The following is a 15,469-nucleotide window of genomic DNA, read 5'->3' on the forward strand; positions in this document are numbered from 1 at the left end:
CACAATGAAAAAACTGCTTATTGCCCTGATGGCGACGACGGCCGCATTGTCATTGGCGGCCTCAGCCGAGGCGGCGGACAAGCTGAAGGCGTGCTGGGTCTACACCGGCCCGATCGGCGATTTCGGCTACTCCTACCAGCACGACCAAGGTCGCCTCGAGGTGGAAAAGGCACTCGGCGACAAGGTCGAGACCGCCTATCTCGAAAACGTCTCCGAAGGCCCCGATGCCGATCGCGCCTTCGAGCGCCTGGCGCGCGAGGGATGCAAGATCATTTTCGGCACGTCCTTCGGCTTCATGGACCCGGAAGTGAAGATCGCCAAGAAATTTCCCAAGGTGATGTTCGAGCATGCCACCGGTTACAAGACGGCTGAAAATCTCGGCATCTACAATGCGCGTTTCTATGAAGGCCGCTACGTGCTTGGCCAGATCGCCGCCAAGCAATCGAAGTCGGGCGTCGCCGGCTACATCGTTTCCTTCCCGATCCCAGAAGTGGTGATGGGCATAAATTCCTTTATGCTCGGCGCACAGTCGATCAACCCGAACTTCAAGGCGAAGATCGTGTGGGTGAACTCCTGGTTCGATCCGGGCAAGGAGGCCGACGCTGCCAAGGCATTGTTCGACCAGGGCGCCGATATCATTGTCCAGCACACCGACTCGACCGCTGCCTTGCAGGTGGCGGAGGAGCGCAAGCTGCACGGCTTCGGGCAGTCCTCCGACATGATCAAGTTCGCGCCGCACGCGCAGCTGACCGCGCTGACCGACGAGTGGGGTCCCTACTACATCAGCCGCGTCCAGGCGGCGCTCGACGGCACCTGGAAGCCCGACAATGTCTGGCTCGGCATTAAGGACGGCGCCGTCAAGCTGGCGCCGTTCACCAACATGCCCGACGACGTCAAGGCGATGGCCGAAGCCACCACCAAGAAGATCGCCGACGGCTGGAACCCCTTCACCGGGCCGATCGCCAAGCAGGACGGCACACCTTGGCTGAAGGAGGGCGAGGTCGCCGACGACGCCACGCTGCTCGGCATGAATTTCTACGTGAAGGGCGTCGACGACAAGCTGCCGCAGTAGGCAGCCGGAAACATATCGAACGAAGGGGCGCCACGCGGCGCCCTTTTGTTTTGGACGGAATATCAGACAGCTGAGCCGTAAAGGTCGTAAGCGTCAGCGCGCTCGATCTTGACCGTGACGATGTCGCCGGCGCGCAATGGCCGCCGCGACTGGATATGGACCGAACCGTCGATTTCGGGCGCATCGTATTTGGTCCGGCCCTTGGCCGCATTGCCATGCGCCTCGTCGATCAGGACCGGCAGGCGCTTGCCAATTTTCTTGGTGAGCTGCGTTGCCGAAATCTTCTGCTGGCGCTGCATGAAGCGGTGCCAGCGGGCTTCCTTGATCTCCTGCGGCACTTGCTCGAGGCCGAGCTCGTTGGAGCGGGCGCCTCTAACCGGCTCGTATTTGAAACAGCCGGCGCGGTCGATCTTGGCCTCGTCCAGCCAGTCGAGCAGCATCTCGAAATCGTCATCCGTCTCGCCGGGGAAGCCGACGATGAAGGTGGAGCGGATGGCAAGGTCCGGACAGACTTCGCGCCAGCCGCGAATGCGCTCGAGCGTCTTTTCGCCATGAGCTGGCCGACGCATATTCTTCAGCACCTGCGGCGAGGCGTGCTGGAACGGAATGTCGAGATAGGGAAGAATCTTGCCTTCGGCCATCAGTGGGATGACGTCTGCGACATGCGGGTAGGGATAGACATAGTGCATGCGCACCCAGACACCGAGCTTGCCGAGTTCCTCCGACAAATCCAAGAATTTCGCCCGTACTTCGCGGTCGCCGAACTGGCTTGCCTGATACTTGATGTCGATGCCGTAGGCGCTTGTGTCCTGCGAAATGACGAGGATCTCCTTGACGCCGGCCTTGGCCAGCTTCTCGGCTTCGCGCAACACGTCGGCGGCGGGCCGCGATACGAGGTTGCCACGCAGCGCCGGTATGATGCAGAAGGTGCAGCGGTTGTTGCAGCCTTCCGAAATCTTGAGATATGCATAGTGGCGCGGCGTCAGCTTGACGCCCTGCGGCGGCAAAAGGTCGATGTAGGGATCGTGGCTCGGGGGGGCAGCCTCATGCACTGCCGCCATCACGCTTTCATAGGCTTGCGGGCCGGTGATGGCGAGGACGTTGGGATGTCTTTCACGGATGACGTCCGGCTCGGCGCCGAGGCAGCCGGTGACGATGACTTTGCCATTCTCTGAAAGTGCCGAGCCGATAGCGTTGAGTGATTCGTCGCGGGCCGAATCGAGGAAGCCACAAGTGTTGACGACGACCAGGTCGGCACCGTCGTGCTTGCGGGCGATCTCGTAGCCTTCGGCGCGCAGGCGCGTGATGATGCGCTCCGAATCCACAAGGGCTTTCGGGCATCCAAGGCTGACGAAACTGACGCGAGGGGCGGACATCAAAGCTTTCCGGATTTTCAGGATTGGCGGCGCAGTATCACACTTGTTGCCGCATTGGTATGGGCAGCGGCTGCGGCGAAACGCAACCGCCAGCTTCGACGAAGGCTCGCCGAAGCTGAAAGGCCGGCCGATGCGAATTCGAGTCGACGCGTCAGCTCACCGCACTGCTGACATGCGGCAAGACTTCCACCGCGCCCCGGTAGACCATGTCGAGTGCGACATAGAAGATGATCAAAAGGCCGATATAGGCGATCCAGCGATGGCGGTGCAGCAGCTTGGCGATGAAGCTCGCGGCAAGGCCCATCAGCGCGATCGAAAGGACGAGGCCAATCACCAGCACCTGGAAGTGATCGCGCGCTGCGCCGGCGACCGCCAGCACGTTGTCGAGCGACATCGACACGTCGGCGATGACGATCTGCAATGCCGCCTGACCCAAGGTCTTCTTACGCGCCTTGCCGGCCACCATATGATCGCTGTTGATATCGGAATTGGACAGCGCTTCGGTCGCCTCCACCTCGTCGGCATGCGACGTGCGCAGCTCGCGATACATCTTCCAGCACACCCACAGCAGCAAGATGCCGCCGGCCAGCAGCAGGCCGACAATCTGCAGCAGAGTGACGGTGATCGCGGCAAAACCGATACGCAGCACCGTCGCCGCCACCACGCCGATGAGAATCGCTCTCTTGCGCTGCTCGACCGGCAAGCCCGCCGCGGCCAGGCCGATGACGATGGCGTTATCGCCTGCAAGCACGAGGTCGATGGCGATGACCTGGAGCAGGGCAGAGAAGCCCGCGGCAGTGAAAATTTCCATCGACTGGAAGTCCCTTGCTGGTTGGCCGACCGTTCGCGTCGAATGCCTGGAGGGCCTAACGTGTATGGTTCCCGCGCGTCAAGGGACTGGTTGGAACAAGGTCAGCTATATACAGAGTTTGCGACAATCGGGCCGAAACACTGGCAAAATGCGGCCACAGCTCCCGAATGCCTAGTTATAGAGGTTGTATTTGGGCCAGTCGCTTTCCGGAATTTCATCACCGATCCGGTAGCGGAGCTGCAGGACTTCCACCTGGTCCGGCGCTGTCTCGCATCTGAATTTCAGCCGGTACCATTGTCCCTTGCTGCGAAACGCAGCACCCGGGCTCTTGATCGCATCGGCGCCCATTTCGGGCGTCGCAAAAGCGTAGGCGACGACACGATCGGCTTTGTATTTGTGGTCGTCGCGGGTAATCCGGTCGAGAATTTCGGCGTCGCATCGCTGCTCCAGCCGGGTTTGCGGATCGAGTTTCAGCAGGCCGGCGCGCAATGCGCTGTCCATTGCGCTGGCCGGCCAAGCCACTATCGTCCATGCGAGGACCGCAGAAAATAGTCTATTCATAGGCGGGAGAAGCACCATATCCGGGCGGAGAAATCAACCCGACGAAGCGCGGCTGCGCGGCGGGTGACAGTCTTCGCTTTGTGGCAGGTTGTTGATTACGCAATAGTATCACCGGTACCTGGTATCGTTGCCGCGATCAGCACCTGTCGCATTTCAGCGACGCGAGAGGTGGCGCGCGGCATGGGGCAGAGCGGCGGTTCTCCCCGACGCGGACCGGCCTGTTAAAACCAGGCAGTCGAGAATCCGACGAGCGGAAAACTCGACGTCATGCCTGCAGGATTGAAGAAATTGGCCGGATATGGCGGAGGGAGTGGGATTCGAACCCACGGTGGGCTTGCACCCACGCCGGTTTTCAAGACCGGTGCCTTAAACCGCTCGGCCATCCCTCCAAGGTGACTTTTCAATCACTTAGGATATCGCGAGAGGAGCGGGTTCGAGCTGTCGGTACCGGATTGGCACCAGGACGTTCCCCGACCGGTTCGCGTTCCATTCCTGTAAAGCCGCATTCAACGCCAAGTCAACCGTGGCGGCCGCACCTTTCGGCGCGATCCAGGACGGTGAGAAGCGCCATGGCGAGCTGTGTTTTGTGCTGAGTGTGGAAAATCGTTTTTAAAACCCGCACGGAGTATTAATCGTTGAGCGCTGATATGTTGAGCGCATTAGGGACATGTAAGTAAATCGTATTCTGGAGTTGATTTTGGCCGTACTTGGCGCTCTCCCGCCCGGTCTCCGCTGTAGACCAATCTGCGAAACCGACTGGGAGGGAGTGGTCGATTGCCTGTGCAGGGGCTTTCCGGCGCGTAACCGGAGCTACTGGACACACGCTCTGACCCGCTTGTCGCAGCGGCCTGTGGTTGCCGAGTTCCCACAATATGGCTTTGCCTTGGAGCACGCCGGTCAGATCGTCGGCGTTGTGCTCACCCTTTATGCTCGCTATCAGGGGTCGGAGAGCGAGGAAATCCGCTGCAATCTTTCAAGCTGGTCAGTCGATGCAGAATTCCGTCCTTATGGTGCCATGTTGGTAGCGGCGGTTCTCAAGCGGAAGGACGTGACCTACACGAACATTTCGCCGGCACAAGCGACATTGAAAGCCAACCGGGCGCTCGGCTTTCGGCTCTTCTCCAGCGGACAATTTACCTTCTTGCCGGCTTTAAGTTCGGCGCAGCGGTCATGTCGCGTAGTCGAAGTGCGTCCCGATCTTCCGGAATTGGCGATGCTGCCCGAGGATGAGAGATACATACTCGAGGAACACGCCGCGCTGGGCTGCCTGTCGTTGATCTGCATTTGCGACGGAGCAGCGTTCCCCCTGGTGTTGATGCCGCGCCGAATGTTGCACGGTGCTATCCGATCCCATCAGGTCATCTATTGCCGCTCGCTTGCGGATTTGAGCCGCTGCGCCGGTGCGACGGGGCGGTTTCTCTTGCGAAGCGGAATCCTGGTTTGCTTTGTCGACGCCAAGGAGCCGATTCCAGGTTTGGTGGGATGGTACCGGCCCAACAAGGGGCTGAAATACTTCAAAGGTCCCAGACCACCCGCACCTGGAGATCTGACGTTCACCGAGCTTGTGATCTTCGGTCCCTGATCTGCGCTGGCAGCCAGGCCAGGCCAAGGGCAAGGCGGGCCACGAACCGCGTTGCTGATCGATAAGCGATGACTTTCATGCCGATCGGCGAGACGATCCGTGCCACAATCTCGCCCGGTTCTGACCACAATCGGTTAATACGGTGATAAACAATTCCTGCGCACAAAAAGGGTTGGGGTAGGGCGTCGCCGGCGTTTCTGGAGTGGGTGCTTTGGCATCGCTGACGTTCATGCTGCGGTGCCTTCGTCGATGCTATAGGGGACGATCAAAATATGCAGACCACGGCGCGCCCGCGTCTTCGTCGCGCTTCCGCTTTCGCGCTGTTTGCCTTGTCGGCAGCCTTTCTTGCGGCATGTGCCGGGCCGCAGCAAAAGGCGATGGTCAACAAGAAACCTCGTTCCAAGGAATATTTTTCGGAAGCCGAGTATGGCGTGAAAGCCAGCCCGCGCGTGATGTTCAAGACATCTCGGGGACGCGACCAACTCGGCAAGCCCTATCAGGTGCGCGGCAAGTGGTATTATCCGAAGGAAGACAAACGTTACGCCAAGGTTGGCCTCGCGTCCTGGTACGGTGAGGCGTTCCACGGCCGGTTGACCGCCAACGGCGAAGTTTACGACATGGCAGATCTGACGGCGGCGCATCCGACCATGCCGCTGCCGAGCTATGCGCGGGTCACCAACATGAAGACCGGCAGCTCGGTGATTGTGCGCGTCAACGATCGCGGACCCTATCATGATGGACGCATCATCGATGTGTCGAAGCGCGCTGCTGAAATGCTCGATTATGCCAATATCGGTACGGCCGAGGTGAAGGTCGAATATGTCGGCCGTGCGCCGCTCGAAGGCAATGACGGGCAGTATCTTATGGCTTCGTATCGTCCAGGCAACAGGGCGCCGGATCCGTCGGACGGTCTGCCCAGCGGTGTCATGGTCGCGATGAATGGGCCGTCGCCAAGCCTGCCCGTGAGCGCTGCTGCCGTGCCGTTCCCCGGTCAGCTGACAAATTCCGGGCAGGGATCCGATGCAGGGCCTGTCATGGCGGTGCAAGCATCTGCTTCGGGAGACATTGTACTGCCCGATTTCGGCCCGATCGTGCCAGAGCGTCCGGAGATCAACCTGCCGGCGCAATCGCCGTTCACCGTGGCGTCGCTGTCTTATGCGGACGAGCGCGTGCAGCGTGCCTCCAACGCGTTCGCCGAGCTGGATGGCGCCGGCATGTCGCCCGCCGAAATTCTTCAATCGTGGAAGCGGCAAGCTCCTCCAACCGGGTCGCCCGCGGCCTATGTCGCGGCGGGTTCGTTCGAGGATGCCGCCGAAGCGGAGCGTGTGGCGGCCCAGCTTTCCAGCTTCGGCAAGACCGAGATCCAGCGCTCGGAACTTGAAGGCAAGGACTGGTACTCGGTCAACCTCTTTGCCGACGGCCGTGGTAGCCTGGACGAGATGCTGCAGGCAGCGTGGTCGCATGGTGCGCCGGATGCGCTTGCTGTACGCAACTGAGCTCGGGGCTGCCTGGTTTTTTTCGTGCGCGATTGATCCGCCAGGGAAAAGCCTGATGGCTTCCGCCAACTTGCAAAAGCGCCGGCTCACTGGTCGAACCCTGATGAAATTTTTTCACCCTTTCACCGGGCTTATGGCGCTCGGCCTGCTGCTGCTCTCGCTTGCGCCGGCCTCAGCACAGCTTTTCGAGACCAAGGCCGCGCAGGCCTTCATGATCGATGCCGACACCGGAACCGTGCTGTTTTCCAAGGACGCCGACAGCTTGATCCCGCCGGCCTCGCTGGCCAAGCTGATGACGATGGAAGTGGTCTTCGACGCCATCAAATCAGGGCGCATGACGCTCGATGACACCTTCGTGGTGAGCGAGAACGCCTGGCGCAAAGGCGGCGCTCCTTCGGGGACATCGACCATGTTCGCCAAGCTCAAGTCGACGATCAGGCTGGAAGACCTGATCCAGGGCGTGACCGTGCAGGCGGCCAATGACGGCTGTATCGTCATCGCTGAAGGGATGGCCGGGTCCGAGGCAAACTTCGCGGCGCAGATGACCGAGCGTGCCCGCCAGATCGGCTTGCAGAAATCGACCTTCGTCAATTCCACCGGTCTGCCGGCCGATGGGCAGCAAACGAGCGTTCGCGAACTCGCGCTTCTGGCGCTGCATATCTGGCGCAACTACCCGGATCTCTACCGCTATTACGGCCAGAAGGATTTTACCTGGAACAAGATTTCCCAGAGGAACCGCAATCCGCTGCTGGCCATGGATGTAGGCGCCGACGGGCTCGCGGTCGGCGCGAGCGAGCAATCCGGGTTCGGCATCGTCGGCTCGGTCAGCCACAATGGCACAAGGGTGATCGCGGCGATGAGCGGCCTGGCAAACGACCGTGAGCGTGCCGAGGAAGCGCGAAAGCTGCTCGACTGGGGCGTTCGCTCCTTCGAGAAGACTGAAATATTCGCCAAGGACGAAGTGGTTGGCGAAGCCCAGGTCTTTGGCGGCGCCAAGTCCGGTGTCGCGTTAAAGGCAAAAGGACCGGTGCAGATCTTCCTGCCGATCACCAACCGCGACAAGCTCACCGCCAGGATCGTCTATGACGGACCGGTTGCAGCGCCGGTGGAGGAGGGGCAGCCGGTCGGTGCGCTGCGCGTCTGGATCGGCGATACGCTGAGCCAGGAGACGCCGCTGTTTGCCGCCGAGTCGATCGGTGTCGGCTCGCTGCCGCAGCGCGCGCTCGATGCCGCCAAGGAACTGGCCGTCGGCTGGCTGCGTTAGCACCGTCGCGGTGGACCTTTTTTCCCGCCGGGACTATACGGTCCCCGAAGTATGGACAAAGGCTTTGGCGCGCGGATTTTTCATCACTTTTGAAGGCGGCGAAGGAGCAGGCAAGTCGACGCAGATCGAGCGACTGGCAAAGAAGATGCGCGCCAAGAAATACGATGTGCTGGTGACACGTGAGCCGGGTGGCTCGCCGGGCGCGGAGGCCGTCAGGCATGTCCTGCTTTCAGGCGCAGCCGAGCCGTTCGGCCCCAAGATGGAAGCGTTGCTTTTCGCCGCTGCGCGATCCGACCATGTCGAACAGGTCATCCGGCCGGCGGTCGAGCGCGGCTCAGTCGTGCTTTGCGATCGTTTCATGGATTCCTCGCGCGTCTACCAGGGCGTCACCGGCGGCCTCGACCCGGCATTCATGGACGCGTTGGAGAAGGTCGCCATCAACGGCATGGTGCCGGACATGACACTGATCTTCGACATCGACCCTGCCGAGGGCTTGAGGCGCGCTACCGCCCGGCGGGGCAGCACTGACGGACCGGACCGCTTCGAGAAGGAAACATTGGCCATCCACCAACGCCGGCGTGAGGCGTTTCTCGCGATCGCCGCAGCTGAACCCGAACGCTGCGTCGTCGTCGATGCGTCAGCCGACCTAGATGCGGTGGAGGATGTCGTTACCGCCACCGTCTTTGCGGCTCTCGAGAGGATGATGCCGGCGCAAAGAAGGCAGGCGGCGCCGGCATGATTTTCGAACGCATCGCGCCCGAACAGCACGACACGCTGGACGGGGTGCCAGAGCCATCCGAGACGCCACGTCTTGTCGGTCACCTGCAAGCGGCCAACATGCTGGCCACCGCTTACCGCTCGGGAAAGCTGCCGCACGCACTGATCTTTGCCGGACCGGTTGGCATCGGCAAGGCGACGCTGGCCTTTCACCTGGCGCATCATCTGTTGAAGCACCCGGCCTTCGAGCAGGCGCCGGAAAGCCTTGCCGTTCCAGATCCGGCTTCGTCACTGTTTCGTCAGATCGCCACCGGGGCACATCCTTCGGTGCTGCATCTTACACGCCCCGCCAACGACAAGACCAAGAGCTTCAAGACAGTGGTCACGGTCGACGAAATCCGCAAGGTCAGCCGTTTTCTGTCGTTGACCTCGCACGACGGCAGCTACCGGGTGGTTATCGTCGATCCCGCCGACGACATGAACACCAATGCTGCCAATGCCTTGCTGAAGAATCTTGAAGAGCCACCCGCGCGCACCTTGTTCATCCTCATCGTCCATGCGCCGGGCAGTCTGCTGCCGACGATCCGGTCGCGCTGCCAGATGGTGCGGTTGGCGCCGCTCGATGCCGAGAGCTTGATGACGATTCTGGAGGGCATCGAGCCGCCGCCACCGGAGGATCCTGCGGCGCGCGCGGCGCTGGCGCAGCGGGCAGGGGGCAGCGCGCGCAATGCGATCCTGTTGACGCAGTATGGCGGGCTTGAAATCGCCGCCACCCTCGACGCTCTGGTGATGTCCAAAAAGATAGATGTCGCAGGCGCCTACCGTCTTGCCGAGGCGGTCGCCGGCCGCGACCAGGCGATCCCGTTCGAGATATTCAATCGCCGCGCGCTTGATCTGCTGTCGGCCTGCGCCAGCCAGGCCGCGCTCGCCGGCGATCTCGCGCGGGCCAAAACGCTGTCGGATACTTGGCACGAGGCTTTGAACGCTATATCTGAAACCGAGACCTACAACCTCGACAAAAAGCAGCACGCCCTGACCATGATCGACCGCCTGAATTCTGCAATGCGAATGTGACGGCCGCTGGCGTGGCTTTTGAGCCCTGAGTATTGATTCCCAATCAATCGCAGGAACTTCGAAGCCACCACATTGGCGTCGGATGGCAATTGCCGTTTCGATGCGATATCTCACCGCGACATCTTTCATTCAGACATTCATGACGGCTCATCCATGGCACGCGAAAAATACTACGTCACGACGCCGATTTTCTATCCGAACGGCAAGCCGCATATCGGCCATGCCTACAATGTCATCGCCAGCGACACGCTGGCCCGCTTCCAGCGGCTCGATGGCAAGGACGTCTTCTTCGTCTCGGGAACCGACGAGCACGGTTTGAAGATGCAGCAGACGGCGGACGCCGAAGGCCTGACGCCGAAAGCGCTTGCCGATCGCAACTCGGCGATCTTTCGCTCGATGCTCGAAGCGACCGGTTGCTCGAACGATGTTTTCATCCGCACCACCGAGGAGCGTCATTACAAGGCCTGCCAGGCGATCTGGACGCGCATGGCGGAGAATGGCGACATCTACCTCGACCGCTACAGCGGCTGGTATTCGGTGCGGCAGGAAGCCTATTTCGACGAGGCCGAAACCAAGGTCGGTGACGACGGCGTGCGCCGCGAACCGCTCGGCTCGCCTGTCGAATGGACCGAGGAAGAGAGCTATTTCTTCCGCCTTTCCGCCTATCAGGACAGACTGCTCGCGCTCTACGAGAACAGCCCCGAATTCGTCGGACCGGCGGAGCGGCGCAATGAAATCATCAGCTTTGTCAAATCCGGCCTGAAGGATCTGTCGATCTCGCGCACCACATTCAAATGGGGCGTGCCGGTGCCCGGCGATGAGAAGCATGTGATGTATGTCTGGGTCGATGCCCTAACCAACTACATCACCGCCGCCGGTTATCCGGATCCGGCTAATGAGAGATGGTCTTTCTGGCCAGCAAACGTCCACGTCATCGGCAAGGACATCATCCGCTTCCACGCGGTCTACTGGCCGGCATTCCTGATGTCGGCCGGCATCGAATTGCCGAAGCGCGTGTTCGCACATGGTTTTCTGTTCAACCGTGGCGAGAAAATGTCGAAGTCGGTCGGCAATGTCGTCGACCCGTTCGCGATGATCGAGCACTACGGCCTCGACCAGGTGCGCTATTTCTTCATGCGCGAAGTGCCGTTCGGCCAGGACGGCAGCTACAGTCACGATGCCATCGTCAACCGCACCAATGCCGACCTCGCCAACGATCTCGGCAATCTGGCGCAGCGCTCGCTGTCGATGATCGCCAAGAACTGCGGCGGCGTGGTGCCTAAGCGCGGCGAATTGAGCGATGCCGACAAAGCGATCCTCGATCAGGCAGATACCGCCCTTGTCACGGCGCGCAGGACGATGGCCGACCAGGGCATCCACCTTGCTCTGGCGGCGATCTTTGGCGTAGTAGCCGAAGCCAACCGCTATTTCGCCGGGCAGGAGCCATGGGCGCTGAAGAAGACCGATCCGGCGCGCATGGAAACGGTGTTGTGGACGACCGCTGAGGCGATCCGGCGCATCGCGATCCTTTGCCAGCCGGTGGTCCCGACTTCGGCGGCGAAGCTGCTCGACCTGCTGGCGGTGCCGCCAGACAGCCGCGACTTCGCGCATGTCGCCGAGGCTCACGCGCTGGTTTCAGGCACGGCTCTGCCGGCGCCGGAACCGGTATTTCCACGTTATGTCGAGCAAACGGATACAAGCGCCTGATGCTGGTCGACAGTCACTGCCATCTCGACTTTCCGGACTTCGCCGAGGAGCGGGCGGCCATTGTCGCCCGCGCCCTTACGGCCGGCATCGGCCGAATGGTGACGATCTCGACGAGGGTGAAGCGATTTAGCCAAGTGCTTGAGATTGCCGAAACTTTCGATGAGGTCTATTGCTCGGTTGGCACCCATCCGCACAATGCGGCCGAAGAGCTTGATGTCACTGTCGATGATCTGGTGCGGCTCTCTGCTCATCGCAAAGTCGTGGCGATCGGCGAGGCTGGGCTCGACTATTTCTACGATCATGCGCCGCGCGATGCACAGGCGCAGGGCTTTCGCACCCACATCACTGCGGCGCGCGAGACCGGTCTGCCGCTGGTCATCCATTCGCGCGACGCCGACGATGACATGGCTGATATACTCGAAGAAGAAACAGGGAAGGGCGCCTTCCCCTTCATCCTGCACTGTTTTTCGTCCGGACGCAGGCTGGCCGAGATCGGTGTGGCGCTTGGCGGCTACGTTTCGTTTTCCGGCATCCTGACCTTCAAAAACTCCGCCGAGCTGCGCGCCGTCGCCGCCGATACGCCGCGCGACCGTCTGCTGGTTGAAACCGATGCGCCATATCTGGCGCCGATACCGTTCCGCGGCAAGCGCAATGAGCCCGCCTATGTCGCGCATACAGCCAAGGTGCTGGCCGAGACGATTGGCGTCGGCGAGGCCGAAATCGCTGATATCACCACGGATAATTTCTTCCGGCTGTTCAGGAAAATGCCGCGCCCGAGCGCGCCGGGCGCCTGACGCATGAGCGACCGGTTACGCCTTACCGTCCTCGGCTGCGGCTCATCGCCGGGCACGCCACGCATCACCGGCGACTGGGGCAATTGCGATCCCGCGAATCCCCGGAACCGGCGCACGCGCACCGCAGCGCTCGTCGAGCGAATCGCGGCGAGTGGCGCCCGAACCACGGTCGTCATCGACACCGGCCCGGATTTCCGTGAGCAGATGCTGCTGGCATCGGTCAAGCGCATCGATGCGGTGGTCTATACACATCCGCATGCCGACCATATCCACGGCATAGACGATTTGCGCGGCTTTGTGCTCGAGCAGCGCCACCGGATCGACATCCATGCCGATCAGGCCACCATGCTGCGCCTACGCGAGGCGTTCCGCTACTGTTTCGAAACACCGAAAGGCAGTTCGTATCCGCCGATCGTCAACGCCCATATCATCGACCACCACAGGCCGGTGGTGATCGAAGGCGAGGGCGGCGCCCTCACCCTCGAACCGCTGCTGCAGCTCCATGGCGACATCACCTCGCTGGGTTTCCGCATCGGCGGGCTGGCTTATTGCCCTGACGTCAGCGACTTTCCGGAGGCGACCGCCAAGCGTTTGCGCGGGCTGGACATGCTGGTTATCGACGCGCTGCAATACACCGTCCATCCGAGCCATCTGTCGCTTGGCCAGGCGCTTGGCTGGATCGGAAGACTGGCGCCGAAGAACGCGGTGCTGACGCATATGCATGTGCCGCTCGACTACGCCACGGTAATGGCCGAGACGCCTGATAACGTCGAGCCTGCTTATGACGGCATGACGATCGAAATCCCTTATGAATCAGCGTGAAGGACCAAGGTTTTACGGCTGGGGTTCCCGGGTTGGATCTCGCGAGGTGCTATCTTCACGCCACATCTAATCGGCCACGTCAGTTCCATAATCTATCTTATGCGACTAAAGCCTATAGCATCCGTTGGCGGTGAGATCAGACCGGTCACTCTTGGACATTCGCAACAGCGGGCATGCTAGGGTTGCGAATCATGAAGACACTCCCGCTGCTCGCAACTCTTGCCCTCACCCTCGCGTGCGCGCTCACTGGCGCGCGAGCGCAGGACTTTGATCGTGCTCCAGGCGAGAATGACCTGGCTTTCGCGAAACGTGTGGTTGGGTTCGCGGATAACGCCGATCCGCACACCACAGCCGTGAGCTGGAACGGCCTCCAGACACTCTTTGTCGATTACCAGACCGCTGAGGACTATCCGGAACGCCCGCTCGTCGCGCTGCAACGGCTAGCTGACAACAGGTATCGGGCAATCCAGGTCACGCTCGGTGAACAAGAGGGCGACACACCGGACATAGCGCTGGGCCTCGCCAACGCCGACCACGACCCGGCAAAAGAACTGATCGTGATACTTTCCTGGGCTCAGATGCACTACGATGTCGAAGGGACGCTGTACGAAGTTCGCATCTTCGATGACCCCAAGCCAGGCCAGAAGGCGCTGACTCAATTGAAAGCGAGCCGGAAGTTCGACGCCACATGCGACTGCCATTGGCGCGACGGCACAACGAAGCACTTCCGCTTCAAGACGATCGCGGCGGTCAAGGCTGAACTGAAGCGCCTGGGCTATTAGCCGCCGGCGAGGGCTCGCTTCCCGGATGTTGCCCTCGCCGCCTCGCCTATGCTGACCCGCAATTGTCACCAGCGCCAGCACAGGCACGGGCTAGGTCGCTCGTCAGAACTCCATATCACCGAAATCCCCGCCATTATCGGAGCTGGAATCGCCTGCCTGATCGGCTTCGTCCGGCTGCGGCGTCGGCTGTTCAGCTGCCTTCGCTTCGCCGCCAAACATGCCGGCGATCGCGTTGCCGAGCAGCACGCCGCCCGCCACGCCCATCGCGGTCTGCGCGGCGCCGGCAAGAAAACCGCCGCCTGCCCGCTGTGGCGTGTCCTGTGGCCCTCCAGTTGCAACGGAAGCGGTGCGCCCTACCCGCGGAACCGAGCCTGAGCGCCTGCCGCCGCTGCGGCCGAAGAAGCCGCTGAGCGGTCCACCGCCGGCCGGCTGCTGCGCCTGCTCTTCCAGTTCTTCGATGCGTGCCTGAGCTGCGTTCAGGGCCTGCTCCTGCACCACGATCGTCTGGGCCATGTAATATGGCGCCCCAGGCTGCTGGGTGATCTGGTCCTGGATGAAGCGCTCTGCTTCGGCATCGCGCGGCGGCGCCTGGCGCTCGACGCTTGCCAATTTCTCGAAGAGCTGTCCGATCGCCTGTTGATCGTTTCTGTCCATAATGTCCAACTCCGGTCTTGGTCCAACGCCGGCTATTCGCGCTCGCCGGTGAAGTTCAACAGCAGTTGGAAGATGTTGATGAAGTTCAGATAGAGCGAGAATGCACCGAAGACAGCGAGCTTCTGCTGTGATTCCGCACCGAAGTTTTCCGCATACTGCTCCTTGATAGTCTGGGTATCCCAGGCGGTGAGGCCGATGAAGACGGCGATGCCGATCACCGAGATCGCGAACTGGAGCGCGGTCGAGCCCAGGAAGATATTGACGATGCTGGCGATCACCACGCCGATCAGGCCCATGATCAGGAACGACGAGAACTGCGTCAGGTCGCGTTTGGTCGTGTAGCCGTAAAGGCTGGTCGCGCCGAACATGGTGGCGGCGATGAAGAAGGTGCGTGCGATGCTGGTGCCGGTAAAGACCAGGAACACGGAAGCCAGCGACAGCCCCATGACCGCGCAGAATGCCCAGAACATCGCCTGGGCGCCGGCCGCCGACATCGTCTGCATCCGAAACGAGAACAAGAGCACAAAGGCCAGCGGGGCAAGCATCACCACCCATTTCAGCGGGGTGGAGAAGATCGGCACGTAAAGGGCGGGCGTGGAAGCCACCAAGAACGCGATCACGCCCGTGACGACGAGGCCAAGGCCCATATAGTTATAAACGCGCAGCATGTGCCGGCGCAGACCTTCGTCGTAGACGGCTCCGGCTCGGGCTCCGGCCCCGATATATCCGAGATTGTTCATGTGGTTCTCCTTCTTGA

At 61.3% G+C, this 15,469-nt stretch carries 15 protein-coding genes and 1 tRNA gene; 10 read left to right on the top strand and 6 right to left on the bottom strand.

Annotation, left to right across the window (positions count from 1 at the left end):
- Positions 1–4 precede the first annotated feature (4 nt).
- A complete protein-coding gene (locus NKJ46_RS20070; RefSeq protein WP_352621764.1) occupies positions 5–1,072 on the top strand; it encodes a BMP family ABC transporter substrate-binding protein in 1,068 nt (355 codons plus the stop codon).
- A 62-nt stretch (positions 1,073–1,134) separates the two neighbouring features.
- Here the strand turns inward: NKJ46_RS20070 and rimO are convergent, their stop codons facing one another.
- The 4 genes from rimO to NKJ46_RS20090 form a co-directional block, all read right to left on the bottom strand.
- Complete coding sequence (rimO, locus tag NKJ46_RS20075) at positions 1,135–2,448, bottom strand: 30S ribosomal protein S12 methylthiotransferase RimO (protein WP_352666758.1); 1,314 nt, start codon at positions 2,446–2,448, stop codon at positions 1,135–1,137.
- A 151-nt stretch (positions 2,449–2,599) separates the two neighbouring features.
- Entirely contained in the window at positions 2,600–3,259 is a 660-nt protein-coding gene (locus NKJ46_RS20080) for a TerC family protein (protein ID WP_352666760.1), read from the bottom strand.
- A 171-nt stretch (positions 3,260–3,430) separates the two neighbouring features.
- Positions 3,431–3,838 carry a DUF930 domain-containing protein gene (locus NKJ46_RS20085; protein ID WP_352666763.1) on the bottom strand — a complete coding sequence of 136 codons (408 nt, stop codon included), beginning with the start codon at positions 3,836–3,838 and terminating at the stop codon, positions 3,431–3,433.
- Positions 3,839–4,119: 281 nt separating this feature from the next.
- Positions 4,120–4,209: transfer RNA gene (locus NKJ46_RS20090), tRNA-Ser, on the bottom strand.
- A gap of 461 nt (positions 4,210–4,670) precedes the next feature.
- Here NKJ46_RS20090 and NKJ46_RS20095 point away from each other — a divergent pair.
- The 9 genes from NKJ46_RS20095 to NKJ46_RS20135 all read left to right on the top strand — a co-directional run bounded on the left by NKJ46_RS20095 (position 4,671) and on the right by NKJ46_RS20135 (position 14,058).
- On the top strand, positions 4,671–5,402 hold the full coding sequence (locus tag NKJ46_RS20095) for a hypothetical protein (RefSeq protein WP_352666766.1): 732 nt from the start codon (positions 4,671–4,673) through the stop codon (positions 5,400–5,402).
- Between the two features lie 272 nt (positions 5,403–5,674).
- The gene (locus tag NKJ46_RS20100; RefSeq protein WP_352666768.1) at positions 5,675–6,898 is read left to right on the top strand and encodes a septal ring lytic transglycosylase RlpA family protein; all 1,224 of its coding nucleotides are present in this window, start codon (positions 5,675–5,677) and stop codon (positions 6,896–6,898) included.
- A gap of 133 nt (positions 6,899–7,031) precedes the next feature.
- Positions 7,032–8,162: a D-alanyl-D-alanine carboxypeptidase family protein gene (locus NKJ46_RS20105; RefSeq protein ID WP_352666878.1), complete on the top strand. Its 1,131-nt coding sequence runs from the start codon at positions 7,032–7,034 to the stop codon at positions 8,160–8,162.
- A 64-nt stretch (positions 8,163–8,226) separates the two neighbouring features.
- On the top strand, positions 8,227–8,901 hold the full coding sequence (gene tmk / locus NKJ46_RS20110; protein WP_352666770.1) for a dTMP kinase: 675 nt from the start codon (positions 8,227–8,229) through the stop codon (positions 8,899–8,901).
- On the top strand, positions 8,898–9,953 hold the full coding sequence (locus NKJ46_RS20115) for a DNA polymerase III subunit delta' (protein ID WP_352666773.1): 1,056 nt from the start codon (positions 8,898–8,900) through the stop codon (positions 9,951–9,953). Before tmk ends, NKJ46_RS20115 begins: the two co-directional genes overlap by 4 nt.
- Before the next feature lie 120 nt (positions 9,954–10,073).
- A complete protein-coding gene (gene metG, locus NKJ46_RS20120) occupies positions 10,074–11,660 on the top strand; it encodes a methionine--tRNA ligase (protein ID WP_352666881.1) in 1,587 nt (528 codons plus the stop codon).
- Positions 11,660–12,454, top strand: a complete 795-nt coding sequence (locus NKJ46_RS20125) for a TatD family hydrolase (RefSeq protein WP_352666776.1) — start codon at positions 11,660–11,662, stop codon at positions 12,452–12,454. Before metG ends, NKJ46_RS20125 begins: the two co-directional genes overlap by 1 nt.
- A 3-nt stretch (positions 12,455–12,457) precedes the next feature.
- Positions 12,458–13,276, top strand: coding sequence for an MBL fold metallo-hydrolase (locus NKJ46_RS20130; RefSeq protein WP_352666778.1), 819 nt, complete (start codon positions 12,458–12,460; stop codon positions 13,274–13,276).
- A 191-nt stretch (positions 13,277–13,467) separates the two neighbouring features.
- Complete coding sequence (locus NKJ46_RS20135; protein WP_352666780.1) at positions 13,468–14,058, top strand: hypothetical protein; 591 nt, start codon at positions 13,468–13,470, stop codon at positions 14,056–14,058.
- 102 nt (positions 14,059–14,160) lie between these two features.
- On the opposite strand, the gene NKJ46_RS20140 is transcribed toward NKJ46_RS20135, so the two are convergent.
- Both NKJ46_RS20140 and NKJ46_RS20145 read right to left on the bottom strand, forming a co-directional pair.
- Positions 14,161–14,712 (bottom strand): DUF2076 domain-containing protein, encoded by a 552-nt coding sequence (locus NKJ46_RS20140; RefSeq protein WP_352666783.1) that lies wholly within the window; start codon positions 14,710–14,712, stop codon positions 14,161–14,163.
- A 32-nt stretch (positions 14,713–14,744) separates the two neighbouring features.
- Entirely contained in the window at positions 14,745–15,452 is a 708-nt protein-coding gene (locus NKJ46_RS20145) for a Bax inhibitor-1/YccA family protein (RefSeq protein ID WP_352666786.1), read from the bottom strand.
- Positions 15,453–15,469: the final 17 nt, after the last annotated feature.

The organism is Mesorhizobium sp. M0166, assembly GCF_040322255.1.
Classification (GTDB): domain Bacteria; phylum Pseudomonadota; class Alphaproteobacteria; order Rhizobiales; family Rhizobiaceae; genus Mesorhizobium.